A 26,561-nucleotide genomic window follows, 5' to 3' on the forward strand; every position below is an offset into this window, starting at 1 on the left:
GGACCGCGCACCCCGCGGTCCGCGAGAAGAGGAGAGTGCATGACGTTCTGGATCTGCCGCACCTGCGGCGTGGAGCACGACGAGCGGCCGCAGGTCTGCGCCATCTGTGCCGACGAGCGGCAGTGGGTGCCGGCCGAGGGTCAGCTCTGGACCACGCTCGACGAGCTCGCCGCCGCGGGGGCCCGGGTGGACGTCACCGAGCTGGAGCCGAACCTGACGGCGCTGACGGTGCAGCCGCCCGTGGTGGGGATCGGGCAGCAGGCGAAGCTGCTGCGCACCGGCGAGGGCAACCTCCTCTGGGACCCGACGGGCTTCCTCGACGACGCGGCGGTCGCCGCCGTGCAGGCGCTGGGCCCCGTCGTGGCGATCGTGGCGAGCCACCCCCACATGTATGGCGTCCAGGTGGAGTGGAGCCGACGGCTCGGCGACGTCCCCGTCCTGGTCAGCGAGGCGGACGCGGGCTGGCTCGCCCGCACCGCGCCGGTGGTGGAGACCTGGAAGGAGGACCGGGAGATCCTGCCGGGGGTCACCCTGACCCAGCCGGGCGGGCACTTCCCGGGCAGCGCCGTGGTGCACTGGGCCGACGGTGCCGAGGGCCGCGGCGTCATCCTCGCGGGTGACGCGATCTTCCCGAACCCGGACCGGAAGTCCGTCAGCTTCATGCGGTCGTACCCGAACCGCCTGCCGCTGTCGGGGGCCGTGGCGCAGCGCGTCGCCCACCACGTGGCACGGTTCGGCTTCGACCGCCTGTACAACAACTTCGAGGGCGTCATCGCGCGCGACGCCCGCGACGTGGTCCTGCGCTCGGCCGAACGGCACGCGGCGTGGACCCGTGGTGACTTCGACCACCTGACGTAGCCCTGGGTCTGGGTCTCGGTGTGGGTCTCGGTCTCGGTCCGCGACTCCGTCTTCCGGGGGAGGCGGTCCCCCGCCGTCCGAACCTAGGGTGGCGGGGTGGACCGTCCGACCGCCCCCGTCAGCCGACCCCGCCGCACCGAGCGCGCGCTCGAGTGGTTCGGCGTGGACGTCGGCTGGGAGCGCGTGCCGCCCCCCGGGGCCTACCGCAACGACCTGTACCTGGCGGGCGTCCTCACGGCGCTGGCGGTGTTCGGCGCCGAGCTGGGCCGTAGCTTCGGCTACTTCGAGGAGTCGGGCGAACCTCCCTGGCTGATCTACCTGCTGGCGGCCGCGGGCGCCCTGCCGCTCGCGTGGCGTCGCCGGTTCCCGCTCGTCGTGCTGATGGTCGTCTACGCCCATTTCCTCGGCGTGGGCCTCACCGTGCCGATGGTGCCGGCCCTGATGCCGCTGCAGGTCGTGTACTTCGTCGCCCTGTACACCGCCGTGGCCTGGGCCCGTGACCGGCGCGCCATGCTGGTGGTGGTCACCGGTGCGATCCTGGCGATGCTGGGGTGGCTCGCCTGGCAGTTCGCGGTGGACGCCGGACTGACCGCGTGGCTCGACGAGGTGGGCCCGGCGCAGCCGGGCCTCTTCAGCCCGTTCGTCGCGTACACGATCTATATGGGGCTCACCAACGTGGCGTACTTCGGCGGGGCGTTCGCGGCAGGTCAGCACATGTGGCACGCCGCGCGCCGCCGCGAGCAGCTCGCGGAGCAGGCGGAGACGATCGAGCGGCAGACCGTCAAGCTCCAGCAGCAGGCGGTCGTCGCCGAGCGGCTGCGGATAGCCCGCGAGCTGCACGACGTCGTCGCGCACCACGTGTCGGTCATCGGCATCCAGGCCGCCGCCGCCCGCCGGCTCCTGGCGAGGGACCCGGACGCAGCCGCGGCCCCCCTCGCCACGATCGAGGTGGCGTCGCGGGACGCCGTCAGCCAGATGCGGGGGCTGCTCGGCACGTTGCGGGAGATGGACTGGGCGGTCCCGGCGCCGACGCCCGCGGGCGCCGCGACGTCGTCGGCCCCTGGCCAGGGCCCCGTCGGGACGGGGGTGGCGCCGGGCGACCCGGGCGTCGCGCGGCCGCGGACGGAGAGCCGCGCCCCCGAGCCGGGCCTCGACGACATCGCGCGCCTCGCGGACGCCGACGGCGGCCTGGAGGTCACGTACCGGCTCGTCGAGGAGCCGGAGAAGGCGGCCAAGACGGTCCCCACCGCCGTGGGCCTCAGCCTGTACCGCACCACGCAGGAGGCGCTCGCCAACGTGCGGCGCCACTCCACGGCCAGGAGCGCGAGCGTCGTGGTCCGGGTGGACCGGCGTTCGGGCGCCGCGGGCACAGAACGGTTCCCGCACGGTTTCGCGGAGGTCGAGGTGCTCGACGCGGGCCGGGCCCGCTCGGGCACCTCCGGCTCGGGACTCGGGATGCTCGGGATCCGGGAGCGGGTGGCGACGCACGGCGGGGTCGCCGAGATCGGTCCTCGCGTCACGGGCGGCTACCGTGTCCGGGTGCGCCTTCCCCTGCCTGAGGACTGCCCGTGACCAGGACTGACGCTCACCACGCTGCCGCGTCTCCTGCTCCTGCAGTCCGTGTGCTGCTTGTCGACGACCAGCACCTCGTCCGTTCGGGGTTCGCCCTCATCCTCTCGGTGGAGGACGACATCGAGGTGGTGGGGGAGGCGGCCGACGGCGGTGCCGCCATCGAGCTCGCCCGGTCGCTACGCCCGGACGTGGTGCTGATGGACGTGCAGATGCCTGTCATGGACGGGATCGAGGCGACCCGCCGGATCGTCGCCGAGAACCTGGCGAAGGTGCTGGTCCTGACCACGTTCGACCACGACGAGTACGTCTTCGACGGCCTGGCGGCGGGCGCTTCGGGATTCCTGCTCAAGAACTCGGACGCGGACCACCTCGTCGAGGCGGTCCGGACGGTCGCGGCCGGGCACGCCCTGCTCGCGCCCCAGGTCACGCGCCGCGTGATCCAGCAGCTGGTCGCCTCGGGCGAGGGTCCCGCCGTGGCCGACGGCGGACAGGCCGCCACCGGTGCCCCCCGGTCACCGCGCGACGTGGACCCGCGGGTCGCCGACCTGACGCCGCGTGAGCGCGAGGTGCTCGTCCTGATCGGCACCGGCCTGTCCAACGCGGAGATCGCCACCACGCTGTTCCTCGGGGAGGCGACGGTCAAGACGCACGTCTCGAACCTCCTCGCCAAGCTGCAGCTGCGCGACCGGGTGCAGGCGGTGGTCCTCGCCCACCGCTGCGGTCTCGTCTGACCCCTGCTGAGGTCGTCGCTCCGTCCAGAGGGGGAGCTCGGCGGTTCCGCCCCGCGGCGGATCCGCCCGCCACCCGCCCCGCCTAGCGTGGGCCACATGACCACACCACCCAGCAGGCACGGTGCCGACCTCGAGGTCGTGGACCTCACCCGGGTCTTCGGCGCGCCGGCCGGCTCCCCGTCGGACGCACCGGTGCGGGCCGTCGACCGCGTCTCGTTCACTGCTCCCTCCGGCGTGCTCACGGGTTTCGTGGGCGGGAACGGCGCCGGCAAGACCACCACAATGCGGATGATGATGGGCGTCCTGGCCATCACCAGCGGCGAGGTGCGCTTCGACGGCCGGCCCGTCACCCAGGAGGACCGCCGGGCGTTCGGCTACATGCCCGAGGAGCGCGGCCTCTACCCGAAGCAGCCGGTGCTCGACCAGCTCGTCTACCTGGCGCGGCTCCGCGGGATCTCCGCCACAGCCGCGCGGACCGAGGTGCTGGAGCACCTCGACCGGCTGGGCCTCGCGGGCCGAGCCAAGGACCACGTCGAGAAGCTTTCCCTCGGCAACCAGCAGCGCGTGCAGGTCATCGCCGCGCTCATGGGCTCCCCGCGGGCGCTGATCCTCGACGAGCCGTTCAGCGGCCTCGACCCGGCAGCCGTCGAGAGCATGGTGGAGCTGCTGCGCGAGCACACGTCCCGAGGCGTGCCCGTGCTCTTCAGCTCACACCAGCTCGACCTGGTGGAGCGGCTGTGCGAGCGCCTCGTCATCCTCAAGCAGGGGCAGGTCGTCGCCTCCGGCACGCCCGCCGACCTGCAGCGGGTCGGGGCGGTGCGGCACCGCCTGGTCGTCGGCGGTGACGCCGGCTGGGTCCGCGGCGTGGCGGGAGTCCACGCGATCGACGTCGACGGCCCCGAGGCGCTCGTCGAGCTCACCGACGACGCGGCCGGCCAGCTCCTCCTCACGGAGGCCGTCCGACGCGGCCCCGTCCACGAGTTCACGCCCGTCCGCCCGACGCTGGCCCAGATCTACCGCGAGGTGACCGCATGACCGCCACGACCGGCCCGGCCCCGAAGGCGACCGGCACGCCCGAGGCGAGCGCCACCCCCACCGCACGGGTCGGGCAGGGCCACCGTGGCGCCTGGCTGATCGTCATGAACCGCGAGATCGTGGTGCGGGCGCTCAACAAGTCGTTCCTGTTCGGCCTGGTGATCTCGCTGGTCATGATCGCTGGCCTGACGGGGTTCTTCGCCTGGCAGGGCAGCAAGGTCGAGACCTACACGGTGGCGGTCGAGGCGCAGGACGCCGACGCCGCGACCGTGCTCGACGCCGCCCGCGAGGCAGCCGAGGACGACGACGGGAAGATCGTCCTGAAGACGGTCGAGGTGGCCGACGCCGACGCGGCGCGGACCGCTCTCGAGGAGGAGGACGCCGACGTCTGGCTGACCAGTGGCGCGGACGGCTGGACCCTGTCCGGGTGGCGTGAGCCGGAGGGTGACCTGTCCGCCCTGCTGACGGCCACCGTCGAGGAGCAGACCATCGCCGCCAACGCGGCCGACGCCGGGACCACGATCGCCGAGCTGTCCGCGGGGGCCACCCTGGAGACGGAGCGCCTCGACGGCAACGCGATCGACCCGCAGGTGGTGTTCCTCGCGGGCTTCATCCTGGCCTTCCTGTTCTACCTGGGCACGCTCGGGTCCGGCGTGATGATCGCGGGCAGCGTCATCGAGGAGAAGCAGTCACGGCTCGCGGAGATCATCGCGACAGCCGTGCCCCTGCGCCACGTGCTCGCCGGCAAGATCCTCGGCAGCTCGGTCATCGCCCTCGCGCAGAACCTCTTGTTCGCCGCGGTGGGCCTGATCGGGGTCTCGTTCACCGACCTCTCCACGATGCTGCCGTCCATCTCGGCGACGCTGATCTGGTTCGTCGCGTTCTTCACGGTCGGCTTCATCGCCGTCGCGGCCCTGTTCGCCGTGGCGGGCGCGCTCGCCTCCCGCACGGAGGACCTCCAGAACACGACCGGTCCGATCACGTTCCTCCTGATCGGCATCTACGTCGCGACGTTCTCCGCGAGCGGCGTGCTGGAGGTCGTGCTGTCGTACGTGCCGCTCGCGTCCATCGTGTCGATGCCGATCCGGGTCCTCGCCGGCGAGGCGATGTGGTGGGAGCCCGTAGTGTCGCTGGTGGTCATGGCGCTGTTCACGGTGGGCGCGGTGCTGCTCTGCGAGCGGGCCTACCGGGGTGCGCTGCTGCAGACCGGCGGCAGGATCACCTGGCGCAAGGCGCTGGCCGCGGAGGGCTGACGGCTCACCTGCCCGTCGTCGAGAAGTGCTGGTAGTCCAGGGGCGAGTCCCACTACCCGCCCCAGTGCCAGCCGGCAGCCTCGAAGGCCTGCACGACGGGGTCGCCGGGCAGGATCACTCCCGGTTCGGCGGGGCGTCCCACGAAGGGACGCCCCGCCGGCGGTTCCACCGCGTCGCCCCGGACCCACGGGTTCTCCACAGGGTTGACGTCGATCGCCCGGCCGTACGCGTGCTCGCTCCACCGGCCGGTGCCCGCTACGGGGCGGCAGTTGAACGCCGACGTGTTGTCCGCGGCCATCGAGGCGTCGTCGCCCCCCCCGAAGTCGTCGACCAGGCGCGCCGACCGGAGGGGGTAGCCGGCCTCGAACAGCTCGCGGAAGACCCCGACCAGCCCTTCCGCGACGTCGGCATGGACCACTAGCTCGCCCTGCGCCGTCCCGCCGTCGAACGTGTGGTGCGTGAGCGTGAGGTACCGGAGGTCGCCCAGCGGGACGGGGCAGCCCTCCCGCCAGGACACCCCGGTCATCCGGTCGATCACCTCGGGCGGCAGGGTGGAGACGGTCGCCTCGAAAGCAGGTGCGGTAGGTGACGGTGCGGGAGCCGGTGGAGGGCTTGAGGGCGGCGCCGGCGCGGGCGTCGCGGGGCGGCTCGGGTTGTCCGGGCTGCTCGGGCTGCTCGGGCTGCTCGGCGGGGCGCTGGACGGGGCGGTGCCGCTCTGTGGCGTCGTACAGCCGACGCACGTCACCGTCGCGACGAGCGCTGTGGCGAGGACAGTGGTGAGTCTTGCGGGGCGGGTGGCGGGCACCCGGTCAGTCTGACCTGGATAGGCGCGGTACGCGGTCGTCGCAGGGCGTCCGCGGATTGCCTGCTCCGGGAAGCGGTCACGTCCGTGTCCCACGGCGGCAACACCGGGGAAACGACGGCATCGCACCATGAGACAACGAGGTGCCCACCCCGAGCGCCCCGTCAGCAGGAGGACGACATGGAGAACCACTCTGCGTACGCCGCGACGGCCGCCGCGACTCCGGCCGAGCCGCGCGGGAACCCCGGCGACGAGCTGACCGTCGACCCCGTGGACCGCAAGCGCAGAGCGACGGCGGCCCTCCTGGAGCTCGCCATCGAGCGGGCTGCCCGTCGCGCCGGCTGAGCCGCCGGATCACCCGGAGGCGTGTACGGGTACAGCACGGCACACTCGCACGCCTCGGTCCGGGTGTCCGGCGACTCCCTCGAGGACGCCCGCACCCAGCCGATGCCGCCTCCGAGCCGGAGCTGACGGAGGGGTTGCCGGGGACCGACGGCAGCGCGGGGCCCGTCATCACCGGCTATCGCCAGTCGTCGCCAGTCATTGCCAGGGTCGGGGCTCGGTGATGGGTTTGCCGTGATGGTCGGTGAAGTTCCAGGTGCCGTTGTGGTGGGTCATGGTGATGTGGTTGGTGTCGACGTGGTTGTGGTGGTGCCAGCAGAGCAGGGCGCTGTTGGGGACGCTGGTGTGGCCGCCGGCGGCCCAGTGGTGGGTGGCGTGGTGGACTTCGCAGCGGGAGGGTGGTTCGTCACAGCCGGGCCAGGTGCAGTGCCGGTCGCGGGCGATGACGGCGCGGCGGAGCTCGCCGGTGATGGTTCTGCGGGTGCGGCCCACGTCCAGGACCTGTGACTCGGGGCCGAACACGACCCGGGTGACCTGACTGTCGCAGGCGATCTTGGCGAGCAGGGCTGGGGGGACGGGGGTGCCGGTCTCGGTGAACACCGCCCCGCCCGTGGGGGTGAGCCCGCCCGCAGTGAGCCCGCCCGGGGTGGCGGCGGTCCCGGTTGTGGTTGGTGTGGTTGTGGTGAGGGTGTTGCCGGTGCGGGTGGCCAGGGTGGTGAGCTCGGTCCAGGAGACGGTGACGGTCAGGTGGGGGCGTACTGCGGCGCCGGTGCCGGTGTGGCCGTTGTCCAGGACGATGCGGGCCAGGTCTGCCAGGGCTTGGGCGCGTCGCTGGGTCGTGGTGCGGCCGGTGCCGGGGGCCGGGGGTCCCATGACGGAGTTCAGGGCTGTTGTCAGGGTCAGGCCGTGCTCGTCGGTCAGGAACCCGCTCAGGTGGTACCCGCCGAACGTCTTGGACAGCTCCAGGTGCTCACGGTCCTTGGCGGTGGTGTAGCCGCGTTCGTCCGCGTCCGGGTCGGTCACGGTCGCGAACCGGGCCACCAGCCGCCGGAACTGCGCGGGCCGGTACGCGCGGGCCTGGGCCAGGAGGAACACCTCACCCGAGACCGCCTCCACGCCGTCCGCGCCCGGACCGCCCGCCGGGTCGTCGGGGCCGTCCGCCGGACCGTCCGGGCCGAAGGGGCCGTCGGGGCCGGGCACGGGCCCGGTGCCGGGCAGGGGGGCTGCCAGTGCCGCCTTGCGGGCCGGGCTGGTGGGGGCCCCGTTGACCAGGATGGTCAGGTGGTCGGGGCCGAGGGTCCCGGCCAGGGCAGCGGCCCTCGTGGCGGGCAGGTCCTGGTCCAGGACCCGGGCGGCACGCACCTCCCGGCGGGCGGTCGCCACGCTCAGGTTCGCGGTGGTCGCGTGCCAGGTCGCGAACGACCTCGCCCCGGCCCCCGACCCGGTGCCCCACCGCCCGTCGGCCTCGACCCGGGGCAGGAACGACAGGCGCAACGCGTCCAACCGGCTCGTCACGGCCCGGACCCGGGTCCCCGCCTCGACCAGCCGCGCGACCACCAACCCGCCCGCCACCTCCAGGGCGTCCAGCCCGGCGGGCCCTGCCACCGCGACCAACTCATCCGCGACCGCTTCCAGCTCCGCGAGCACGACCTCCAACGAACGCCCAGCGACAGGCCCGGCAGAGGACAGGCCCGCGGGTGCGGGCGTCGCACGGGGCACCGTGGCGTGCCCGCCGACGACGCCCGAGGGCATGGCGGTGACGCCCGAGGGCACCGCGGCGGGCGCGGAGGGCCGCGTACCGATCGCTCCGATCACCATCCCCACACCCCCTCGAAACCCGCATGATCCGGCCGTTCCTGACCCTCCCCATCCTATCGAACAAGCGTTCTGACGGCCCGCTGACCAGCCAATCTGTGCACAAGACCCCGAAACCACGACCTGTGGTCGACCTCCCACCCGCACACCACCATCACGAGCGACAGTCGGACTTGTGGTCGGGGTAATAAAAGTGTGCCAAGCGCCGCAGGCGCAACCCGCCGGCGAGCGACGCCACCTGCCACGAGCCACGAGCCACGAGCCACGAACCCGAGTCACGAACCCGAGTCACGAGCGCCATTCCCGGCGGGCCCGGAGTCCGTCGAGGCCCGGCCCCCATCGAGACCCCGCCGGATCTCCTCCTTTCGGCCGGTCCCCGTGTCACGGGAGCGGCCTAGCATGAGCCCGTGTCCGCCCTCCGGTCCCTCTGGGACGAGCCGCGTCCCCCGGGCGCACCCTCCAGGGTCTGGCGCGACTGGGTCCTGGTCTGCGGGCTCCCAGCTGCCGCCGTGCTCGAGGGGGTGCTCCGCCCGGGCGCGTCGTGGCGCTGGCTCGAGGTCGTGACGGTCGTGCTGCTCGCGCCGCTCCTTCTCTGGCGTCGCACGCATCCCCTCCGGACCGTCGCGATCGCCTTCACAGCATCGGGCGTGGTGTCCGTGATCATGGGCCGGGACGGCGACCTGTACACCACCGTCTTCATGCTCATGCTGCCCTACGCCCTCTACCGGTGGGGAAGCGGCCGGGAGGTCGTCCTGGGCAGCGCGGTCCTGCTCGGCAACTTCGGCCTCACCGCTGCGGCGGGCCTCACCAGCCCGGCCGACGCCGTCGGCGGGCTCGTCGTCGTCGCCGCGGTCTGCTCGGCGGGGACAGCCGCCCGGTTCCGCACGGGCCTCCGGTCGCGGGAGCTCGCCCAGGCGAGGCTCGCCGAGCGGGAGCGCATCGCCCGGGACCTGCACGACGTCGTCGGGCACCACATGTCCGCCGTGGCCGTCCGGGCGCAGGCCGGTCTGGCTGCGTCCGCCACGCGGCCGGAGGCCGCGACCGAGGCGCTCCACGTCATCGAGGACGCCGCCACCCAGGCCCTGGCCGAGATGCGCACGATGGTGCGCATCTTGCGGGCCGACGAGCTCGCAACGCCCGGTGAGTCCGGCGAGCCTAAAGGCTCCGCCCGCACCGACGCACCCGCCGGAGCCGACCTGCTCGCGCCCGGCCCCTCGATCGCTCAGCTCGCGTCGCTCGCGGGCGGGCCGCCGCCGCAGGTCGACGTCCAGGTCGCCGACGGCCTCGACGACCTCCCTGCCGCCGTCGGGGCGGCCGTGTACCGCCTCGCCCAGGAGTCGGTCACGAACGCGAGGCGGCATGCGAGAGACGCCACAAGGGTGGTCGTGGGCGTGACCGCGGACGGCCCCCACATCCGCCTGAGGGTGTCCGACGACGGTACCGCGCCTCCGCACCAGGCCCGCGAGGGCCTCGGGCTGGCTGGGATGCGGGAGCGCGTCTCCCTCCTGGGTGGCACCTTCGCGGCCGGCCCCGCCTCGGCTTCCACCCAGGCCGATCCGGCTGAGCCTCGCCCGCACGGCCGCGGCTGGCTGGTCGAGGCTGTCCTGCCCCGGGTAGGCCACACGTGACGGTGACCGTGCTGGTCGCGGACGACCAGGAGATCGTCCGGACCGGGCTCGCGATGATCCTCGACGCGCAGGAGGGTATCGAGGTCGTGGCGCAGGCAGCTGACGGCCTGGAGGCGGTGGAGCTCGCCCGCAGGCTCCGGCCCGATGTGTGCCTCCTCGACGTGCGGATGCCCGGCCTCGACGGGCTGGAGGTGACGCGCCGCCTGGCGGGACCGGACGTCGTCGACCCGCTCGCCGTCGTCGTCATCACCACGTTCGACCTGGACGAGTACGTGTACGCGGCGCTGCGCGCCGGTGCGCGCGGGTTTCTCCTCAAGGACGCCGGGGCGGCGCTGCTCACCCAGGCGGTCCACGCCGCGGCTGCGGGCGACGCCCTGATCGCCCCCAGCGTCACCTCACGCCTGCTGCGAGCCTTCGCCGACGGCGCCCCCGGGGCGCCCGGGCGCGGACAGCCCCCCGAGCAACCCCTCGAACCGCTGACCCGGCGCGAGGAGGAGGTCCTGCTGGCCGTCGCGCGCGGGCGAACCAACACGGAGATCGCGCAGGAGCTCTTCATCACGCTCAGCACCGTGAAGTCGCACGTGGCACGCCTGATGACCAAGCTCGGGGTGCGGAACCGGGTGGAGATAGCGCTCTGGGCGTACGACACGGGCCGGCTGCGGCGCGGCTAGTACTTTCGGCCGCCGGGGACCGGCCCATAGGCCGATGCCCCGCCACGGTCCGCCGCGCGAGGCTCCTGTCATGACCACCACCACAGCCAGCACCTCCCGCCGCGAGTGGCTCGTTCCCGCCGGGCTGCTCCTGCTCACCGTGATCCCGATGCTCGGGGGAGCGGTCCGCCTCGGCGACCTCGCCTCGAGCCCGGCCGTCACCCCGGAGAACGCGCGCTTCGTCGGTGACCCGCTGCCCGTCGTCGTGCACATCGTGGCCGCCGTGATCTACGGCGTGGGCGGTGCGCTGCAGTTCGCACCCGCCCTGCGGCGGCGGTCCTGGCACCGCAGGGCGGGCCGGGTCCTCGCGCCGGCGGGTTTCGCCGTCGCGCTCAGCGGCCTCTGGATGACCGCGGCCTACGACCTGCCGGACGGCCTGGAGGTCGTCAACGCCATGCGGTACGTGGTGGGTGTGGCTATGGCGGTGTTCGTCATCCTCGGCGTCCTGGCTGCCGTGCGGAAGGACTTCGTCAGCCACCCGGCATGGATGATGCGGGCCTACGCCCTCGCGATGGGCGCCGGGACCCAGGGCGTGCTCGGTATCACGGTGGCGCTGACGACGGGCGCCACGAGCCTCGACCCGGTTGCCAACACGTTCGTGATGGGCGGGGGCTGGGCGATCAACGTGCTGGTGGCGGAGTGGGTCATCCGACGGCGCCATTGACCCATGTCGCAAAATTTCATACTGCGACACGCCGGTGAAACGCGCATGGAGTCTTGAGGTGTCGCACGGATCCGAGGACGATCTGCCCATGCGACGGCGCAGCGGACAGTGGGCGGCAGCGACCCTGCCTGCCCTCGCGGGGACGGTACTGACGCTCGGCGGCTGCAGTCTGGACTCCGGGACCACCTGTGTCGACTGGGCCGTCTACAACACGCCGGACGAGGCCGCGGAGGGTGCGACGGTGGTGGTCCGGGCCAGCGTGGTGCGCGACGACGGCACCGAGCGCCTCTGGGGGGTCCGTGCCAACCGCTGGGTGGTCGAGGTCGACGAGGTCATCCAGGGAGACATGGCCGACGTCGAGGCGGGGGAGGAGCTCACGGTCGTCTCGACGCCGCGCACCTGCCACGCCGGCAACGAGACGTACCCCTCGGGGGACCCGCTGGACACCGAGGACGAGGTGATCCTCCTGGTCGAGGACGACCCGCATTTCGACGTGGTACGCACGCTCACGCCGTACGACGGCGTCGTGGAGCCGGCCCCGGACGGCGGGCTGCCGACGGTCTGGCCCAGCGGCCAGCACACCTTCTGAGGACCCCTGTCCTGACCGGAGTCGAACCCTTCAGAGTAAATAGTGTGCCAAGCGCCAAGAAACACGCCCACCGCAACGCACACCACCTCGCCACCAGCCCGGAAACCCAGGAGGGGGCCAAACGAGTGTGCGTCGTGACACACCCGGGCCTCAGGGACCGGCGGATGTGGCATCCTGGCCCGGCAAGCACACAGCACACGTGCTCCGGGGTCGGTGTAATTCCGAGCCGGCGGTGACAGTCCGCGACCCGCACTTCGGTGCGGTTGACCTGGTGGAACTCCAGGACCGACGGTGAAAGTCCGGATGGGAGGAAGCACGTGCGGCGCGCACCGCCCTGGGCGGTGCGCGCCGTGGCGTCGTGCGGCGGGGACTTCGCGTCCCTGCCTCCCGTCGTCGTACCCCGGAGCACCGACGCCCGGAGGACGACATGACGACCACCCCAGCCCGGCCCCACGCGCACTCGTCGAGCGCGCTGACGGACGGCCCTCCGCGGTGCAGCCCACGATCCCTGCGGAGGAGTCCTGATGTTCACCGGAATCGTCGAAGAGCTCGGCACCGTCACCGCGATCGGCTTCCCCGGGTCCGGCCCAGGTTCGAGTCCCGGTCCGAACGCGGGCCCGGGGGAGGACGCGGCCCTCACGGTCGAAGGTCCGCTCGTGGCGGGCGACGCCCGGCCGGGCGACTCGATCGCCGTCGACGGCGTCTGCCTCACGGTCCGCACGGTAGATGACGGCCGCTTCACCGCCGACGTCATGCCGGAGACCCTCAGCCGCAGCACCCTGGGCACGCTCGCCGCGGGCTCCCGGGTCAACCTCGAGCGTGCGCTGCCCGCGCACGGCCGTCTCGGCGGACACGTGGTCCAGGGTCACGTGGACGGCACCGCGACTCTCGTGTCCCGGGACCCCGGGCCACGCTGGGACGACCTGGCCTTCGCCGCGCCGCCTGAGCTCACCCGGTACGTCGCGGAGAAGGGCTCGATCGCCCTCGGCGGCGTCTCGCTGACGGTGACCTGGGTGACCGACGACGGCTTCGGCGTCTCCCTGATCCCCACCACCCTCGAGGCGACGACCCTGGGCGCTCTCGCGCCGGGCAGCACCGTCAACGTCGAGGTGGACGTGCTGGCCAAGTACGTGGAACGCCTCCTCCAGGCGGGGGCCAGGTCGTGACGGCCGCCTTCGAGGCCCTGCTCGAGCGGGCCCTGGTCGACCTGCGCGCGGGCCGCCCGGTCCTCGTCGCCGACGACGCCGGCCGCGAGAACGAGGTGGACGTGGTCCTCGCCGCGAGCGCCGCGACGACCGAGTGGGTGGCGTGGACGGTTCGGCACTCGTCGGGGTACCTGTGCGCGCCGTTGCCAGCCGGCCGGGCGGACGAGCTGGGGCTGCCGTTGATGGTGGCGGACAGTGAGGACCCGCGGCGGACGGCCTACGCGGTGGCGGTGGACGCGGCGACGGGGGTGACGACGGGGATCAGTGCGTCGGACCGGGCGCGGACGGTGCGGGTGCTGGCGGATCCGGGGTCGGGTCCGTCGGACCTGATCCGGCCGGGGCACGTGCTGCCGTTGCGCGCGGTGCCGGGCGGGGTGCTGGAGCGTCCGGGGCACACGGAGGCGGCGGTGGACCTGGCTCGGCTCGCGGGTGCGGGCGAGGTGGGGGTGATCGCGGAGCTGGTCCGGGACGACGGTGGCATGGTGCGTCTGCCGGAGGCGGAGGAGCTGGCCGCACGGGAGGGGCTGGTGGTCCTGTCGATCGCGGACCTCGTGGCGTGGCGGCGTGTGCATGACCCGGAGGAGCCGGCCCCGGCCGAGGCTCCGGCTCCGGTGCCCGACGACGTCCGTGGCGCCCGGGTGCGCCGGGTCGCCGAGGCGTCGCTCCCGTCGGAGCACGGGGAGCTGCGGATGATCGGTTACCGGGACCTGGTGACGGGCGTGGAGCACGTGGCGCTGGTTCCCGTGTCGTCCGGGTTGTCAGAAGCTCCCCGGCGTATAGACGGGGGAGCTTCTGACAACTCGGGTGGGGTGCTGGTGCGGGTGCACTCGGAGTGCCTCACGGGTGACGCCTTGGGGTCGCTGCGCTGCGACTGCGGCCCGCAGCTGCGGGAGTCGCTGGCGCTGGTCGCCCGCGAGGGCGGTGCGGTGGTGTACGTGCGGGGCCACGAGGGCCGGGGGATCGGGCTGGCGCAGAAGGTCGCGGCGTACGCGCTGCAGGACGGCGGCCTGGACACGGTGGAGGCGAACGTTGCGCTGGGGTTGCCGGCGGACGCCCGGGAGTATGGGGCGGCCGCGGCGATCCTGGCGGATCTCGGGCTGGGTCCGGTGACCCTGCTGACGAACAACCCGGAGAAGGTGCGGGGGCTGCGCGAGGCGGGGGCGGACGTCGTCGGCTCGCGGCGGCTGGAGGTGGGGCTCGGGGCGTACAACCGCGGGTATCTGGAGACCAAGAAGGAACGGATGGGGCACCTGCTGGAGCTGGTGCCCGCGCTGGGAGGCGGACGATGAGCGGAGCTGGAGCACCGGTGGTCACGGTGGACGGGACGGGGCTGCGCGTGACGGTGGTCGCGGCGAGCTGGCACGAGCAGGTGATGGACGGCCTGCTGGCGGGTGCGCGGCGGGCGCTGGCGGAGTCGGGGGCGGAGTGGACGGAGGTGCGGGTGCCGGGGTCGTTCGAGCTGCCGGTGGCCGCGGCCCGGGCGGCGGCCGCGGGGGCAGACGCCGTGGTGGCGCTGGGGGTCGTGATCCGTGGCGGTACGCCGCACTTCGAGTACGTGTGCTCGGCGGCGACGTCGGGCCTGACGGAGGTGAGCGTGCGCACGGGTGTTCCGGTGGGATTCGGGGTGCTGACGTGCGACGACGACCAGCAGGCCCTGGACCGGGCGGGTCTGGAGGGGTCGCGCGAGGACAAGGGCGCGGAGGCGGCCCTGGCGGCGGTGGCCACGGCGGTCACGCTGCGGGGTGAGCTGGTCCCGGGGGAGGTTGCGGAGCGGTCCGTGTGACTGCCCGCACAGCGGACGCCCGCGGCGCGGGCGTCCGTCCCGACTACGCTGGTTCTGTGAAGACCTTCGACTCCCTGTTCGCCGAGCTGTCCGACAAGGCCGCATCCCGCCCCGAGGGCTCGGGCACCGTGGCACAGCTGGACGCCGGCGTGCATGCGATCGGCAAGAAGGTCGTGGAGGAGGCCGCCGAGGTGTGGATGGCCGCCGAGTACCAGAGCGACGCGGAGACCGCCGAGGAGATCTCCCAGCTGCTGTACCACCTGCAGGTCCTCATGCTGGCGAAGGGTCTGACCCTGGAGGACGTGTACGCGCATCTGTGAGCGTCGCTGACGCTCACCCGCTCGTCCACGTACCCCTGAGAGGAATCAACCCCGTGCTGCGAATCGCTGTCCCCAACAAGGGCTCCCTGTCCGAGCCCGCTGCCCAGATGCTGCGTGAGGCGGGCTACCGCCAGCGCCGTGACACCCGTGAGCTGGTGCTCGCCGACCCCGACAACGACGCAGAGTTCTTCTTCCTGCGCCCGCGCGACGTCGCGGTGTACGTCGGGACCGGCACGGTCGACGTCGGCATCACCGGCCGCGACCTCATGCTCGACTCCGGCTCCTCGGCCGTGGAGCACCTCGGTCTGGGCTTCGCCCGGTCCACGTTCCGGTTCGCCGCGCCGGCGGGCACGGTCACCTCGGTGGAGCAGGTCGCGGGGCTGCGGGTGGCGTCGTCGTACACCACGCTGGTGCGTGACCACCTCGCGAAGCAGGGCGTCGAGCCTGCGGCGATCGTCCACCTGGACGGAGCCGTGGAGTCGTCGGTCCAGCTCGGGGTGGCCGACGTGATCGCCGACGTGGTCGAGACGGGCACCACGCTCCGCGCCGCGGGGCTGGAGGTGTTCGGCGAGCCGATCCTCCGGTCGGAGGCCGTGCTCATCCGCCGGGCGGACGCGGAGATGCCGGCCGGGCTCGAGATCCTCACGCGCCGGCTCCAGGGTGTTATCACGGCCCGCGAGTACGTCCTCATGGACTACGACGTCCCGGTGTCGCTCGTGGACGCCGCCGTCGCGGTCACCCCGGGTCTGGAGTCGCCCACGGTCTCGCCGCTGCACGACCGCGAGTGGGCCGCCGTCCGCGTCATGGTGCCCCGGTCGCAGACCAACCGGGTGATGGACGCCCTGTACGACGTGGGTGCGCGCGCCATCATCGTCACCTCGATCCACGCGAGCCGGCTCTAGCCGAGGAGGGCGAGGGCGTGCCGACGGGAGCAGGGGACCGGTACCGCGTGTTTCGCGGCAGGTGGACCACGCCCGTCGCGTACGCCCTGGCGGTCGCTCTCGTGGGCGGCAGCACCGTCCTCGCCCTGTCCGCGCGGGGCCTCGGCACCGACCCGGTCAACCGCGCCTCGTTCATCGTGTTCGGGCTCTTCTGCGCGGTGATCGCCTGGCGTTTCGGCGCGCTCCGCGCAGTCCCGGACCCGCAGGGCCTCACGGTGATCAACTACGTCCGACGTCGGAGGCTCGCCTGGGCGGAGATCGTCACCGTGCGCTTCGGGTCGGGGGACCCCTGGGTCCACCTCGACCTCGCCGACGGGTCCGTGCTCGCCGTCATGGGGATCCAGCGGTCCGACGGCGAGCACGGCATGGGCGAGGCACGCCGCCTCGCGGAGCTCGTCTCCGAGCACGGTGAGGCGGCGGAACCGGACCGCTGACCCGTCGCGTCCCGGGCGTGCAGACGACTGTGGCCGGTCCTGGGATCAGGACCGGCCACAGTCGTGTGCTCAGCCCGGGGTCACGCCCCGGGGCGGGCGGTACGTGCTCAGTACGAGCGGGTGCGCGCCGGGCGACGCTCCGACGAGGAGCGCGACTCGTAGTGCGACGGGCCGCGCGGGCTGCGCGGGCGGTCGTTGTCACGCGACTCGCGGGCGTAGCCGCCGCTCGAACGGGCCGGGGCGCCACGGTCGACGGTGATGCGCAGCGGCTTGCCGGCGACGCGGGCCCGGGACAGGCGGTCCAGCGTGGCCTCGTCGAGGTTCGCCGAGATGTCCACGATCGAGAACGTGCCGAAGATGTCGATCTTGCCGACGTCGGCGCCGGTCAGGCCGCCCTCGTTCGTGAGGGCACCGACGATGCCGCCGGGCTGGACGCCGTGCGTGTGCCCCACAGCGATGCGGTAGCGCGTGCCGTTGGCACGGTCGCCGCGCTCGGCGCGGTGCGGACGGTCACCGGTCCGGTCGTGGCGCTCGGCGCCACGGGTCTCGCGGCGGGCGGCGTTCGCACGGCTCTCGGCGCGCTCACGCTCGAACTCCTCCTGCTCCTCGCGGGCACGAGGGCCGTCGTCACCGACGGAGAGGGCGGCGAGGGCGGCGGCGAACTGAATGACGTCGTCGGGCCCGGCCGTGTTCTCCGCGAGGTACGTGCGGATCAGGTCGGCGTACAGGTCGAGACGACCGGCCTCGATGCGGCCGGCGACCGAACCGAGCAGGTGGGAGACCTTGTGGGCGGAGACGTCGCGGGGCGAGGGGATCTCCACCTCCTCGAGCGTGGCGCGGATCGTGCGCTCGATGCTCTTGAGCTTGCCGCGCTCGTGGGGCGTGACGAACGTCAGCGCCTCACCGGTGCGGCCGGCCCGGCCGGTGCGGCCGATGCGGTGCACGTACGCCTCGGGCTCACCCGGCACGTCGAAGTTCACGACGAGGCCGATGCGGTCGACGTCCAGGCCGCGGGCCGCGACGTCGGTGGCGACGAGCACGTCGAGGTTGCCGGCGCGGAGGCGCTCGACGATCTTCTCGCGCTCCTTCTGCGCCACGTCACCGGAGATGGTGGCGGCGGAGATGCCCTTCTCGACCAGGGCCGAGCCCACGTCCTCGGCCGCGCCACGGGTCCGCGTGAACACGATCGCGGCGTCGGCGTCGGAGGTGGCCAGGACACGCGTCAGCGCACCGATCTTGTGCCGGAACGGCACGATCGCGTACGTCTGGCGGACTGAGGTGACGGTCGACGACTGGCGGTCCACAGCAATCCCCACCGGGTCGACCAGGTGCTGGTCGGCGACGCGGCGGATCGCGGGCGGCATCGTCGCGGAGAACAGCGCGACCTGACGCTTGCGGGGCGCCTGGCCGAAGATCTCCTCGACGTCCTCGGCGAAGCCCATGCGGAGCATCTCGTCGGCCTCGTCGAGCACGAGGAAGCGGATGTCGTCCAGGATCAGCGCGCCGCGCTCCAGGTGGTCCTTGACGCGGCCGGGGGTGCCGACGACGACCTGGACGCCCTCACGGAGCGCGCGCTGCTGCGGGATGTAGGGGGAGCCGCCGTAGACCGACAGGACGCGGACGCCCGGCAGGTGCGTCGCGAACGACTCGATCGCCTCGGCGACCTGGATCGCGAGCTCGCGGGTCGGGGTCAGGACGAGGGCCTGGACCTGACGCAGCGACGGGTCGACAGCGGCGAGCAGCGGCAGGCCGAACGCGGCGGTCTTGCCGGTGCCGGTCTGGGCGACGCCCGTGATGTCGCGCCCGGCGAGCAGGGCGGGGACCGCCTGCTCCTGGATCGCGGAGGGGATGGTGAAGCCGAGGTCGGTCACGGCCGCGAGGAGCGGGGCCGGCAGGCCGAGGTCGGCGAACGTCACGGCGTCGGGCGCGACCGGGGAGGTGGCCGCCACGGGGGCGGTCGGCTCGAGGGTGGCGGTGGCAGACGTCTGGACAGGGGTGTTGCTGGGCATGAAGAGGTGCACCGTTTCGTCGGAGGCGTTTGGGAGTCCAGGTGGCACCGCCCGGTGATCTCCAGGCCGGCCCTACCGGTCGTACGCTCCCGAACACACCTGCCCCGCAGACTTGATGCTGCGGGCTTTTCACGCACGAACACGCGGGAAGACGACGAACTCCACAAGGGGTTGCCGCCCATCCTACGGCCGCGAGCGCCTGGGGGACAGGCCGGGCCGGGGTGACGTGCAGCACTGCGGTGCGTGTCGTGACCTGCTACGCCGTGGTGTGTGGGTGTGGTGTGCGCGTGTCGTGGACGGCGGCGCGCCGTGCGGATACGCAACGGGTCCGCCGTAGTATGGCGCGCACGGAAGAGCGACGTGAGGCGGTGTGCGTGTCCACAGGACAGGAGGTCAGCTCCCGGGTCCTGACGGTGCCCAACGTGATCAGTCTGCTGCGTCTGGCGCTGGTGCCGGTGTTCGCGGTGCTGATCGTCGCCGGGCAGGACGTGTGGGCGCTGGTGGTGCTGGCGGTGTCGGGGGCGTCCGACTGGCTGGACGGTGTGCTGGCGCGCCGTCTGCACCAGGTGAGCCGGCTGGGGCAGATGCTCGACCCTGCGGCGGACCGCCTCTTCATCTTCGTGACCTTGCTGGGCCTGGCGTGGCGTGACGTGGTGCCGCTGTGGCTGGTCGTGGTGGTCGTGGTGCGTGACGTGATGCTGGCGTGCACGGTGCCGGTGCTGGCGCGGCACGGGTACGGGACGCTGAACGTGAGCCTGGTGGGCAAGGCGGCGACGTTCGCGCTGCTGTACGCGTTCCCGCTGCTGCTCCTGGCGGAGGTGCCGGGCGTGGTGGGTCAGGTGGCGCACGTGGTGGGCTGGGCGTTCACGTGGTGGGGCGTGGGCCTGTACTGGCTGGCGGGCCTGCAGTACGTGTCGCAGACGCGCCGGATCGCGGTTGCGGCGGGGTGAGGCGGACGTGACGACGCAGTGGCGGGTGCGCCCTGACGCCTCGATGACGCTCATCACGGAGGTGATGGAGCGTCCGCTGGACCCGGGGTACGCGGAGGCGGCGGCGCGTCGTGCGGCGGGTGGGGGCCGCTCGCGCAGCAGGCCGTACCTGGCGGCCTTGTTCGTCCTGGCGGCGGTGCTGGGCCTGGTGACGGCGACCGCGACGCGAGAGCTGCGAGCGCCGCGGACGGAGGTCGAGGAGGCCCGGGAGCTGCTGGCGGAGCAGATCACCGATCGTACGGCGGAGGCCGAGGCGCTGAGGGTGCGGTCGGTGGCGCTGGGCGAGGAGGTCGACGCGCTGCAGCAGGCGGTGGGGGTGCCGTCGCGGGTGGGGGAGCGTGCCCGGCTGGACCGGATCGTGAACGGTTCGGCCCCGGTGCGCGGTCCGGGCCTGGTGGTGTCTCTGACGGACGGTGGTGGCGGTCTCGTCGACCAGGAGGACGTCGACCCGGACGCGCAGGTGCGTGACGTGGACGTCCAGGAGGTCGTGAACGCGTTGTGGGCGGCGGGGGCGGAGGCGATCGCGGTGAACGGGCAGCGGTTGACGGCGCTGTCGGCGATCCGGAACGCCGGCCAGGCCATTCTGGTGGACCTGCAGCCGCTGAACGGTCCCACGTACGTGATCGAGGCGGTCGGGGACCCGGACCACCTGCAGGTGGAGTTCGCGCGCTCGAGCGCGACGGGGTATCTGCAGATGCTGGGGTCCCGGTACGGCATCAAGCAGAGCGTCATCACGCAGAGCGCGCTGGAGCTGCCGGGGGCGGGGACGCGGCCCTTGCGGGTGGCGCAGGCCGCCGGCAGCACCACCCCGAGCCCGGACGTCTCGGCGTCGGCATCCGCCTCACCATCGACCACGACGACCATGACCACGACCGGGCCGTCGGCGACGCCGTCGCCCACCGGAGCAGGCCAGGAGGAGCAGGGATGATCGCAGTCGTAGGCCTCGCCATCGGGGTGATCGCCGGGCTGGTGCTGCAGCCCACGGTGCCGGTGGTGCTGCAGCCGTACCTGCCGATCGCGGTGGTCGCCGCGCTCGACGCGTTGTTCGGTGGCCTGCGTGCCCGGTTCGACGGGGTGTTCGACGACAAGGTGTTCCTCGTGTCGTTCCTGTCGAACATCCTGGTGGCGGCGTTCATCGTGTTCCTGGGTGACCAGCTGGGGGTGGGGAGCCAGCTCTCGACGGCGGTCGTCGTGGTCCTGGGTATCCGGATCTTCTCGAACGCGGCCTCGATCCGCCGGCACATCTTCAAGGCGTGACGATGACGACGACGCAGCCGGGTGACCGGCCGGACGAGACGCCGGCCGACGACGTCGAGGAGATCGGCGAGAACGTGGCCGCGGAGGCGCCGGCAGCGGAGCCGGCAGCGGAGCCGGCACCCGAGCCGGAGCCGCAGCCCCGGTCGTGGCGTGTCCTGTGGGGAATGCTCCGCCCGCGCGGTACGCGGTCGGAGCTTCTCGCCGGGGTGCTGTGCCTGGCGCTGGGGTTCGCTCTCGCGGTCCAGGTGCGGCAGTCGGGCACGGACCAGCTGTCGTCGCTCCGCCAGGACGAGCTGGTACGGCTCCTCGACGAGGTGACGCAGCGGGCGGAGCAGCTCGACGCGGAGGTGGCGACGCTGGAGGAGGCGCGGGCCGACCTCCAGTCGGAGGGCGGGCAGGACCAGGCCGCCCTGGAGCTGGCGCAGCAGCGGGCCGAGCAGGAAGGCATCCTGTCGGGCCGGCTCCCGGCGGAGGGCCCCGGGGTCCAGGTCGACGTGGAGGCGCAGCGCGGCCAGCTGAAGGCGTCGCAGATGTTCAACATGCTGGAGGAGCTGCGCAACGCAGGGGCCGAGGCCATGGAGCTCAACGACGTGCGGATCGTCACGAGCTCCTACTTCGAGGTCGCCGACGGCGAGATCGTGCTCGACGGTGAGGTGCTCACCCGTCCGTACCGGTGGATGGTCATCGGTGACCCGGAGACGATCGACCGGGCGCTGGAGATCCCCGGCGGTGCGCTGCCCAGCCTGCGGACGGCGGGCGCCCGCACCACGACCACCCAGCTCGACCACGTCGAGGTCGACGCCGTGAGGCAGCCGGAGGAGCCCGAGTACGCGCGCCCCGCGCTCCAGGACGGATCGGGCGGCTGACCTGAGACCGGCATGCGAACGGGCTCTGACGTGGGTAGTTTTCCCCCGTGCGCTTCACGCACACCGCTGCGTCGGGGTAGGTTGAGTGGACCCCCAGCAGTGATGAAACCAACCGAGGAGACCAGATGACGGACCCCAGCGCCCACCCTCATCCGGTCAGCGCCGACACGACGGCCAACCTGGGACGTATCGCCTTCCCCACGTCGGACGACCAGGCGCCCCGCACCGCGCTGAGCCCGGAGGAGGCCGCGGCGGTCGCCGCGCTGCCCCGCCACTCCGCGCTGCTCATCGTGCAGCGCGGTCCCGGTTTCGGTGCACGGTTCCTCCTCGACTCCGACCGCTCGGTCGCGGGTCGCAGCGAGCAGGCGGACATCTTCCTCGACGACGTGACGGTGTCTCGCAAGCACGCGGAGTTCGTCCGTGACGGCGACACGTTCGCCGTGCGCGACATCGGATCGCTGAACGGCACCTACGTGAACCGCACGCGCATCGACGCGGCGAAGCTCACCACGGGGGACGAGGTGCAGATCGGCAAGTTCCGGCTGACGTTCCACGCGAGCCCGCAGGCGCCGGTCCAGTGGGGCGCGGGGACGCCGGCGTCGTGACCACAGGCGCCGCGCGCGACCGCGGCAGCCGGCACGAGCTCGACGCGGGCCTGGAGCCGGCGGTCGAGCCCTGGCCCCGGGGCATCTCCCGTCAGGCCACCATGCGGATCAGCGACGTGCTGCGCGTCCTGGGCGCGGAGTTCGGGTCGATCAGCCACTCGAAGCTGCGCTTCCTCGAGGAGCAGGGCCTCATCGACCCCGTCCGCACGCCCTCCGGCTACCGCCAGTACAGCCCCGCCGACGTCGAGCGGCTGCGCTTCGTGCTGACCGAGCAGCGTGACTCGTACCTGCCGCTCAAGGTCATCAAGGAACGGCTCGCCGCGATGGACGCGGGGGAGGAGTCCGAGCACCCCGCGCCGCGGCTCGCCGCCGGTGGTGCCGCCGCGCCCGCCCGCCGCCGCTGGACTGTCGCGTCGGTCGCCGACGTCACCGGCGTCGAGCCGGCCTTCGTCGAGGACCTCGTGCGCGCGGGCGTGCTCCAGACCGAGGGCGGCGACCGGCTCGCGCCCGGGTCCGTCGACGTGGTCCGGATCGCGGGGGCCCTCGCCGAGTACGGCATCGAGCCACGTCACCTGCGGACCTTCCGCACGGCGGCCGACCGGCAGGTCGCCCTCGTCGACCAGGTCGTCGCCCCCTGGCGCAGCCAGCAGTCGTCCGCGGCCCGCGGACAGGCCGCGACCATGGCCTCCGAGATCGGCGAGCTGTTCACCCGGCTGCACGCCGCCTGGGTGCGCCAGGGCGTCGACGAGCTCGCCTGAGCCCTGCCCTCCGCGGCCGCTCCCTGCCGATCCTGAGCCGTGGGCGCGCCGTGCACCCGCGCGCGTCGTACCGTGAAGAAGTGACCCCGGACGACGTGCCGATGGTGCCCATGGAGGTGCTCGGTGTACGCCAGCAGCAGCGGGACCGCGAGATCGTGGTCCTGCTGCTCGACGCTGCCGCCGACCTGGCGGTGCCGATCGTCATCGGGTCGCGCGAGGCGAGCGCCATCGCGATGGCGCAGGCAGGCCTCAACACGCCCCGCCCCATGACCCACGACCTGCTGCGCGACCTGCTGTCCGCGGTCGGCGTCGAGCTGCAGCGGGTCGAGATCGTCGCTCTCGAGGGCGGCATCTACTTCGCCGAGCTCGTGCTCAGCAACGGCGTGCGGCTCGACTCGCGCGCCTCCGACGCGATCGCGCTGGCCGTGCGGACCGACAGCCCCGTGCTCTGCTCGGCGGAGATCGTCGCCCTGGCGGGCGTCGAGGTGGTCGACGTCGACCAGCAGCGGGAGGTCGAGAAGTTCCGCGACTTCCTCGACCACGTCACCCCGGAGGACTTCTCGGGGCACACCGGCCAGGAGGGCGGGGAAGGTTCAACCTCGACCTGAGGTTGAGGGTGAAGGTTCGGCACGAAGTTGAGGGAGACGGCGGTGCAAGGCCGCGCCACGGCGCGACACGCCGGGAGCCGTTCAGGGGCAGCGTCGTTGACCTCCCCGGGGACGGCACCTAGCGTGGACACGACACCCCAGGAGGCACAGTGAACACCAGCGGTGAGGTCAGAGCCGAGCACGGTGCGGTCCCGCACGGCGCCCAGGGTCTCCTCTTCGGTGAGGACCTGACGGAGCAGGACTCGTCGACGGGCTACCGCGGCACCACAGCGTGCCGCGTCGCGGGCATCACGTACCGGCAGCTCGACTACTGGGCGCGCACGGGTCTCGTCGAGCCGAGCATCAAGCCGGCCACCGGCTCGGGCACGCACCGGCTCTACAGCTTCCGGGACATCCTCGTCCTCAAGGTCGTCAAGCGCCTCCTCGACACCGGCGTCTCCCTCCAGCAGATCCGCAGCGCGGTGACGCACCTGCGGGAGCGCGGCGTGGACGACCTGGCACAGATCACGCTGATGTCCGACGGCGCGAGCGTGTACGAGTGCACGTCGCCCGACGAGGTCGTGGACCTGGTCCAGGGCGGGCAGGGCGTGTTCGGCATCGCCGTCGGCCGGGTCTGGCGCGAGATCGAGGGCACCCTCGCCGAGATGCCCACCGAGTCCCTCGACGGTGACGACGTCCCCGAGGTCGAGGGCGACGAGCTCGCTGAGCGGCGCCGCACCAAGGCCCGCGCGGCCGTCTGAGCATCACCGACCCCTGGCCCGGCCCACCGCCGAGCCGGGAGGGCCGGGGTTAGCCTGGGACCGTGCAGCTCACCTTCTACGGACACGCCTGCGTCACCCTCACCGACGAGGGCACGCGCATCGTCGTCGACCCCGGTACCCTGGCTGACTCCGCCGCAGCCCTCGCCGGTGCGACCGCCGTCCTCCTCACCCACGACCACCCCGACCACGTCGATGCCGCACCTGTGGTCGCAGCGCTGGGCCAGTCGCCCGGGCTGGAGGTGTGGGCCACCGGACCCGCCCGCGAGGTCCTCCTCCGCGCGGGCGCCGCCGCCGACCGGGTGCACGAGGCCACGCCCGGGCAGGTGTTCCGCGTCGGCGATGCGACGGTGACGGCCGGCGGCGGGCAGCACGCCGAGATCCACCCCGACGTGCCCCGCGCGGTCAACGTCACCTACCTCGTGCAGCGCGGCGGCACGAGCGTCTACCACCCGGGCGACTCGTTCGACGTCCCGGCACCGGTCGACGGTGGCCTCGACGTGCTGCTCACCCCCGTGTCGGGACCGTGGCTCCGGCTCGCAGAGGCCATCGACCTCACCCGCGAGACCCCTGCCCGCGTGGTCGTCCCCGTGCACGACGCCCTGCTCTCCGAGGCGGGGCACACGCTCGTGGCGCGCTGGCTCGACACGAACCGCCTCGGCGGGACGCACGCCTACGTCCGCCTCGCCCGCGGTGAGACCTGGCACTCCTGACGCCTGGACGCTGTGGGTCGCAGGGGGCGGGTCAGAGGAGCGGGCGCAGCGGCGCGATGAGCGCCTCTCCTACCTTGGCCAGCCGCGAGCGCCGCTCCCACTCGTCGAGCGTGAGCTCGCGCGCGTTGGAGAGGTCCATACGGAAGATGTCCTCCATGCGGGCGGCGAGAGCGGGGTCGATGATCTCGAGGTTGACCTCGTAGTTGCCGGTGAGGCTGAGGCGGTCGATGTTCGCGGTGCCGACGGTGGTCCAGCGGCCGTCGATCGTGGCGGTCTTGGCGTGGACCATGGCGCCCTCGTAGAGGAAGATCCGCACGCCACCGCGCAGGAGGGTGGCGTAGTGGCCTCGGGCAAGCCAGTCGGCGACGACGTGGTTGGAGCGTTCGGGGACGACGACGCGGACGTCCACCCCTCGCCGGGAGGCGGCGAGGAGCGCCGCGAGGATGTCGTGGTCGGGGATGAAGTAGGCCTGCGTGATGGAGACGTGGGAGACGGCCCGGTCGATGGCGTCGAGGTAGAGGCCGCGGATCGGGAAGACGAGCTCGGAGGGGGCGTTGCGGGCGGCCTTGAGGTGGGGGAGCCAGTCGTGGGAGCCGTGGTCGCGCAGGACGGGCAGCTTGGCGGTGCGGTGCCGGTTCCAGAAGTCGACGAAGGCGTTGCGCAGCTCCCAGACGGCGGGCCCGCGGAGGCGCAGGTGGGTGTCTCGCCACTGGGTGGCGTAGAGGCTGCCGAGGTTGTACCCGCCGACGAAGCCGATCTCGTCGTCGACGACGAGGATCTTGCGGTGGTCTCGGCCGGAGCGGCGGACGTCGAGCATGAGGAGGCCGGGTCGCATCGCGGGGAAGCGGAGCACGTGGAGGTTGGGCGGGAACCGGAAGAACGAGAAGGGGACCACGAGGTTCGCGAAGCCGTCGTAGGTGACGTAGACGTGGACGCCGCGGTTGGCGGCGTCGACGAGGGCTTGCTTGAACTCCTGCCCGACCTCGTCGTCCTTCCAGATGTACGTCTCGAGCATGACGGTGTGGCGTGCGCCGCGGACGGCCTCGAGCATGGCGGCGTAGAGGTCGGCCCCGTAGGTGTAGACGGTGGTCTCGGTGTCGCCGACCTGCTCGGTGAGGGGCTTCTCCGTGGGGAAGCTCGCGGTGAGCGGGTGGAGACGCCGTCGCACCTTGTCGACGACGGTCAGCGCGACGGCGGCGGCGAGGGGTGCTGCCGCGGCGACGATCGCTGTCCGGGTGGCCAGGGTCCGGAGGGATCTGAGGGTCTCAGGTGGCACGTTGAGGGTGAGACCGGGGATCAGTCGCGTCTGCACGGGA

29 protein-coding genes and 1 riboswitch are annotated in these 26,561 nt (G+C 72.8%); of the genes, 25 read left to right on the forward strand and 4 right to left on the reverse strand.

Annotated features, from left to right (window positions below; genetic code table 11):
* The first annotated feature begins 39 nt into the window (after nt 1-39).
* From AC060K_RS08420 to AC060K_RS08440, 5 genes are all read left to right on the forward strand, one after another.
* Nucleotides 40-858 (forward strand): MBL fold metallo-hydrolase, encoded by an 819-nt coding sequence (locus tag AC060K_RS08420; RefSeq protein ID WP_483764981.1) that lies wholly within the window; start codon nt 40-42, stop codon nt 856-858.
* 96 nt (nt 859-954) lie between these two features.
* The gene (locus AC060K_RS08425; RefSeq protein WP_483764982.1) at nt 955-2,430 is read left to right on the forward strand and encodes a sensor histidine kinase; all 1,476 of its coding nucleotides are present in this window, start codon (nt 955-957) and stop codon (nt 2,428-2,430) included.
* Nucleotides 2,427-3,161, forward strand: a complete 735-nt coding sequence (locus AC060K_RS08430; RefSeq protein WP_483764983.1) for a response regulator — start codon at nt 2,427-2,429, stop codon at nt 3,159-3,161. The genes AC060K_RS08425 and AC060K_RS08430 overlap by 4 nt, the downstream gene beginning before the upstream one ends.
* Nucleotides 3,162-3,257: 96 nt before the next feature.
* Nucleotides 3,258-4,196, forward strand: coding sequence for an ABC transporter ATP-binding protein (locus AC060K_RS08435; protein ID WP_483764984.1), 939 nt, complete (start codon nt 3,258-3,260; stop codon nt 4,194-4,196).
* On the forward strand, nt 4,193-5,449 hold the full coding sequence (locus tag AC060K_RS08440) for an ABC transporter permease (protein ID WP_483764985.1): 1,257 nt from the start codon (nt 4,193-4,195) through the stop codon (nt 5,447-5,449). The genes AC060K_RS08435 and AC060K_RS08440 overlap by 4 nt, the downstream gene beginning before the upstream one ends.
* Nucleotides 5,450-5,501: 52 nt before the next feature.
* Here the strand turns inward: AC060K_RS08440 and AC060K_RS08445 are convergent, their stop codons facing one another.
* Complete coding sequence (locus AC060K_RS08445) at nt 5,502-5,975, reverse strand: M15 family metallopeptidase (protein WP_483764986.1); 474 nt, start codon at nt 5,973-5,975, stop codon at nt 5,502-5,504.
* A 456-nt stretch (nt 5,976-6,431) separates the two neighbouring features.
* On the opposite strand from AC060K_RS08445, the gene AC060K_RS08450 reads away from it, so the two are divergent.
* Complete coding sequence (locus AC060K_RS08450; RefSeq protein WP_483764987.1) at nt 6,432-6,596, forward strand: hypothetical protein; 165 nt, start codon at nt 6,432-6,434, stop codon at nt 6,594-6,596.
* Between the two features lie 195 nt (nt 6,597-6,791).
* Here the strand turns inward: AC060K_RS08450 and AC060K_RS08455 are convergent, their stop codons facing one another.
* Nucleotides 6,792-8,411, reverse strand: a complete 1,620-nt coding sequence (locus AC060K_RS08455; RefSeq protein WP_483764988.1) for an HNH endonuclease signature motif containing protein — start codon at nt 8,409-8,411, stop codon at nt 6,792-6,794.
* A 404-nt stretch (nt 8,412-8,815) separates the two neighbouring features.
* Between AC060K_RS08455 and AC060K_RS08460 the strand changes: the two genes are divergently transcribed.
* The 10 genes from AC060K_RS08460 (at nt 8,816) to AC060K_RS08505 (ending at nt 16,682) form a co-directional block, all read left to right on the forward strand.
* Entirely contained in the window at nt 8,816-10,036 is a 1,221-nt protein-coding gene (locus AC060K_RS08460) for a sensor histidine kinase (RefSeq protein WP_483764989.1), read from the forward strand.
* Nucleotides 10,033-10,707: a response regulator transcription factor gene (locus AC060K_RS08465; protein WP_483764990.1), complete on the forward strand. Its 675-nt coding sequence runs from the start codon at nt 10,033-10,035 to the stop codon at nt 10,705-10,707. Before AC060K_RS08460 ends, AC060K_RS08465 begins: the two co-directional genes overlap by 4 nt.
* A gap of 70 nt (nt 10,708-10,777) precedes the next feature.
* A complete protein-coding gene (locus tag AC060K_RS08470) occupies nt 10,778-11,410 on the forward strand; it encodes a DUF2306 domain-containing protein (protein ID WP_483764991.1) in 633 nt (210 codons plus the stop codon).
* 88 nt (nt 11,411-11,498) lie between these two features.
* On the forward strand, nt 11,499-11,999 hold the full coding sequence (locus tag AC060K_RS08475) for a hypothetical protein (RefSeq protein ID WP_483764992.1): 501 nt from the start codon (nt 11,499-11,501) through the stop codon (nt 11,997-11,999).
* 195 nt (nt 12,000-12,194) lie between these two features.
* Nucleotides 12,195-12,320, forward strand: a riboswitch (FMN riboswitch).
* Between the two features lie 203 nt (nt 12,321-12,523).
* Nucleotides 12,524-13,165, forward strand: coding sequence for a riboflavin synthase (locus AC060K_RS08480; RefSeq protein WP_483764993.1), 642 nt, complete (start codon nt 12,524-12,526; stop codon nt 13,163-13,165).
* Entirely contained in the window at nt 13,162-14,493 is a 1,332-nt protein-coding gene (gene ribB / locus AC060K_RS08485) for a 3,4-dihydroxy-2-butanone-4-phosphate synthase (protein WP_483764994.1), read from the forward strand. The genes AC060K_RS08480 and ribB overlap by 4 nt, the downstream gene beginning before the upstream one ends.
* Nucleotides 14,490-14,987 (forward strand): 6,7-dimethyl-8-ribityllumazine synthase, encoded by a 498-nt coding sequence (ribH, locus tag AC060K_RS08490; protein WP_483764995.1) that lies wholly within the window; start codon nt 14,490-14,492, stop codon nt 14,985-14,987. Before ribB ends, ribH begins: the two co-directional genes overlap by 4 nt.
* A gap of 56 nt (nt 14,988-15,043) precedes the next feature.
* Complete coding sequence (locus AC060K_RS08495; RefSeq protein ID WP_125775897.1) at nt 15,044-15,307, forward strand: phosphoribosyl-ATP diphosphatase; 264 nt, start codon at nt 15,044-15,046, stop codon at nt 15,305-15,307.
* A 53-nt stretch (nt 15,308-15,360) separates the two neighbouring features.
* Nucleotides 15,361-16,209 (forward strand): ATP phosphoribosyltransferase, encoded by an 849-nt coding sequence (gene hisG / locus AC060K_RS08500; RefSeq protein WP_483764996.1) that lies wholly within the window; start codon nt 15,361-15,363, stop codon nt 16,207-16,209.
* Nucleotides 16,210-16,226: 17 nt separating this feature from the next.
* Nucleotides 16,227-16,682 carry a PH domain-containing protein gene (locus AC060K_RS08505; protein ID WP_483764997.1) on the forward strand — a complete coding sequence of 152 codons (456 nt, stop codon included), beginning with the start codon at nt 16,227-16,229 and terminating at the stop codon, nt 16,680-16,682.
* A 107-nt stretch (nt 16,683-16,789) separates the two neighbouring features.
* Here the strand turns inward: AC060K_RS08505 and AC060K_RS08510 are convergent, their stop codons facing one another.
* On the reverse strand, nt 16,790-18,691 hold the full coding sequence (locus tag AC060K_RS08510) for a DEAD/DEAH box helicase (RefSeq protein WP_483764998.1): 1,902 nt from the start codon (nt 18,689-18,691) through the stop codon (nt 16,790-16,792).
* Nucleotides 18,692-19,065: 374 nt separating this feature from the next.
* On the opposite strand from AC060K_RS08510, the gene clsA reads away from it, so the two are divergent.
* The 9 genes from clsA to AC060K_RS08555 all read left to right on the forward strand — a co-directional run bounded on the left by clsA (nt 19,066) and on the right by AC060K_RS08555 (nt 25,245).
* On the forward strand, nt 19,066-19,641 hold the full coding sequence (gene clsA / locus AC060K_RS08515; protein WP_483764999.1) for a cardiolipin synthase ClsA: 576 nt from the start codon (nt 19,066-19,068) through the stop codon (nt 19,639-19,641).
* Nucleotides 19,642-19,648: 7 nt separating this feature from the next.
* Nucleotides 19,649-20,608, forward strand: coding sequence for a DUF881 domain-containing protein (locus AC060K_RS08520; protein ID WP_483765000.1), 960 nt, complete (start codon nt 19,649-19,651; stop codon nt 20,606-20,608).
* Nucleotides 20,605-20,937: a small basic family protein gene (locus AC060K_RS08525; protein WP_125775901.1), complete on the forward strand. Its 333-nt coding sequence runs from the start codon at nt 20,605-20,607 to the stop codon at nt 20,935-20,937. Before AC060K_RS08520 ends, AC060K_RS08525 begins: the two co-directional genes overlap by 4 nt.
* A gap of 2 nt (nt 20,938-20,939) precedes the next feature.
* On the forward strand, nt 20,940-21,803 hold the full coding sequence (locus tag AC060K_RS08530; RefSeq protein ID WP_483765001.1) for a DUF881 domain-containing protein: 864 nt from the start codon (nt 20,940-20,942) through the stop codon (nt 21,801-21,803).
* A gap of 125 nt (nt 21,804-21,928) precedes the next feature.
* The gene (locus AC060K_RS08535) at nt 21,929-22,408 is read left to right on the forward strand and encodes an FHA domain-containing protein (protein WP_483765002.1); all 480 of its coding nucleotides are present in this window, start codon (nt 21,929-21,931) and stop codon (nt 22,406-22,408) included.
* Complete coding sequence (gene ftsR / locus AC060K_RS08540) at nt 22,405-23,166, forward strand: transcriptional regulator FtsR (protein ID WP_483765003.1); 762 nt, start codon at nt 22,405-22,407, stop codon at nt 23,164-23,166. The genes AC060K_RS08535 and ftsR overlap by 4 nt, the downstream gene beginning before the upstream one ends.
* A 101-nt stretch (nt 23,167-23,267) precedes the next feature.
* Complete coding sequence (locus AC060K_RS08545) at nt 23,268-23,774, forward strand: bifunctional nuclease family protein (protein WP_483765098.1); 507 nt, start codon at nt 23,268-23,270, stop codon at nt 23,772-23,774.
* Nucleotides 23,775-23,923: 149 nt separating this feature from the next.
* Nucleotides 23,924-24,514 (forward strand): MerR family transcriptional regulator, encoded by a 591-nt coding sequence (locus tag AC060K_RS08550; RefSeq protein WP_125775910.1) that lies wholly within the window; start codon nt 23,924-23,926, stop codon nt 24,512-24,514.
* Nucleotides 24,515-24,576: 62 nt separating this feature from the next.
* Nucleotides 24,577-25,245 (forward strand): MBL fold metallo-hydrolase, encoded by a 669-nt coding sequence (locus AC060K_RS08555; RefSeq protein WP_483765004.1) that lies wholly within the window; start codon nt 24,577-24,579, stop codon nt 25,243-25,245.
* A gap of 31 nt (nt 25,246-25,276) precedes the next feature.
* Here AC060K_RS08555 and AC060K_RS08560 read toward each other — a convergent pair whose 3' ends face one another.
* Nucleotides 25,277-26,557: a phospholipase D-like domain-containing protein gene (locus AC060K_RS08560; protein ID WP_483765005.1), complete on the reverse strand. Its 1,281-nt coding sequence runs from the start codon at nt 26,555-26,557 to the stop codon at nt 25,277-25,279.
* Nucleotides 26,558-26,561: the final 4 nt, after the last annotated feature.

Source organism: Antribacter sp. NEAU-D49 (assembly GCF_057158775.1).

Coding starts and splice junctions, on each gene's coding strand:
- AC060K_RS08420 (WP_483764981.1), top strand. CDS start 40: ATGACGTTCTGGATCTGCCGCACCTGCGGCGTGGAGCACGACGAGCGG.
- AC060K_RS08435 (WP_483764984.1), top strand. CDS start 3,258: ATGACCACACCACCCAGCAGGCACGGTGCCGACCTCGAGGTCGTGGAC.
- AC060K_RS08440 (WP_483764985.1), top strand. CDS start 4,193: ATGACCGCCACGACCGGCCCGGCCCCGAAGGCGACCGGCACGCCCGAG.
- AC060K_RS08445 (WP_483764986.1), bottom strand. CDS start 5,975: ATGACCGGGGTGTCCTGGCGGGAGGGCTGCCCCGTCCCGCTGGGCGAC.
- AC060K_RS08450 (WP_483764987.1), top strand. CDS start 6,432: ATGGAGAACCACTCTGCGTACGCCGCGACGGCCGCCGCGACTCCGGCC.
- AC060K_RS08455 (WP_483764988.1), bottom strand. CDS start 8,411: ATGGTGATCGGAGCGATCGGTACGCGGCCCTCCGCGCCCGCCGCGGTG.
- AC060K_RS08470 (WP_483764991.1), top strand. CDS start 10,778: ATGACCACCACCACAGCCAGCACCTCCCGCCGCGAGTGGCTCGTTCCC.
- AC060K_RS08475 (WP_483764992.1), top strand. CDS start 11,499: ATGCGACGGCGCAGCGGACAGTGGGCGGCAGCGACCCTGCCTGCCCTC.
- AC060K_RS08480 (WP_483764993.1), top strand. CDS start 12,524: ATGTTCACCGGAATCGTCGAAGAGCTCGGCACCGTCACCGCGATCGGC.
- ribH (WP_483764995.1), top strand. CDS start 14,490: ATGAGCGGAGCTGGAGCACCGGTGGTCACGGTGGACGGGACGGGGCTG.
- AC060K_RS08510 (WP_483764998.1), bottom strand. CDS start 18,691: ATGCCCAGCAACACCCCTGTCCAGACGTCTGCCACCGCCACCCTCGAG.
- AC060K_RS08525 (WP_125775901.1), top strand. CDS start 20,605: ATGATCGCAGTCGTAGGCCTCGCCATCGGGGTGATCGCCGGGCTGGTG.
- AC060K_RS08530 (WP_483765001.1), top strand. CDS start 20,940: ATGACGACGACGCAGCCGGGTGACCGGCCGGACGAGACGCCGGCCGAC.
- AC060K_RS08535 (WP_483765002.1), top strand. CDS start 21,929: ATGACGGACCCCAGCGCCCACCCTCATCCGGTCAGCGCCGACACGACG.
- AC060K_RS08545 (WP_483765098.1), top strand. CDS start 23,268: ATGGTGCCCATGGAGGTGCTCGGTGTACGCCAGCAGCAGCGGGACCGC.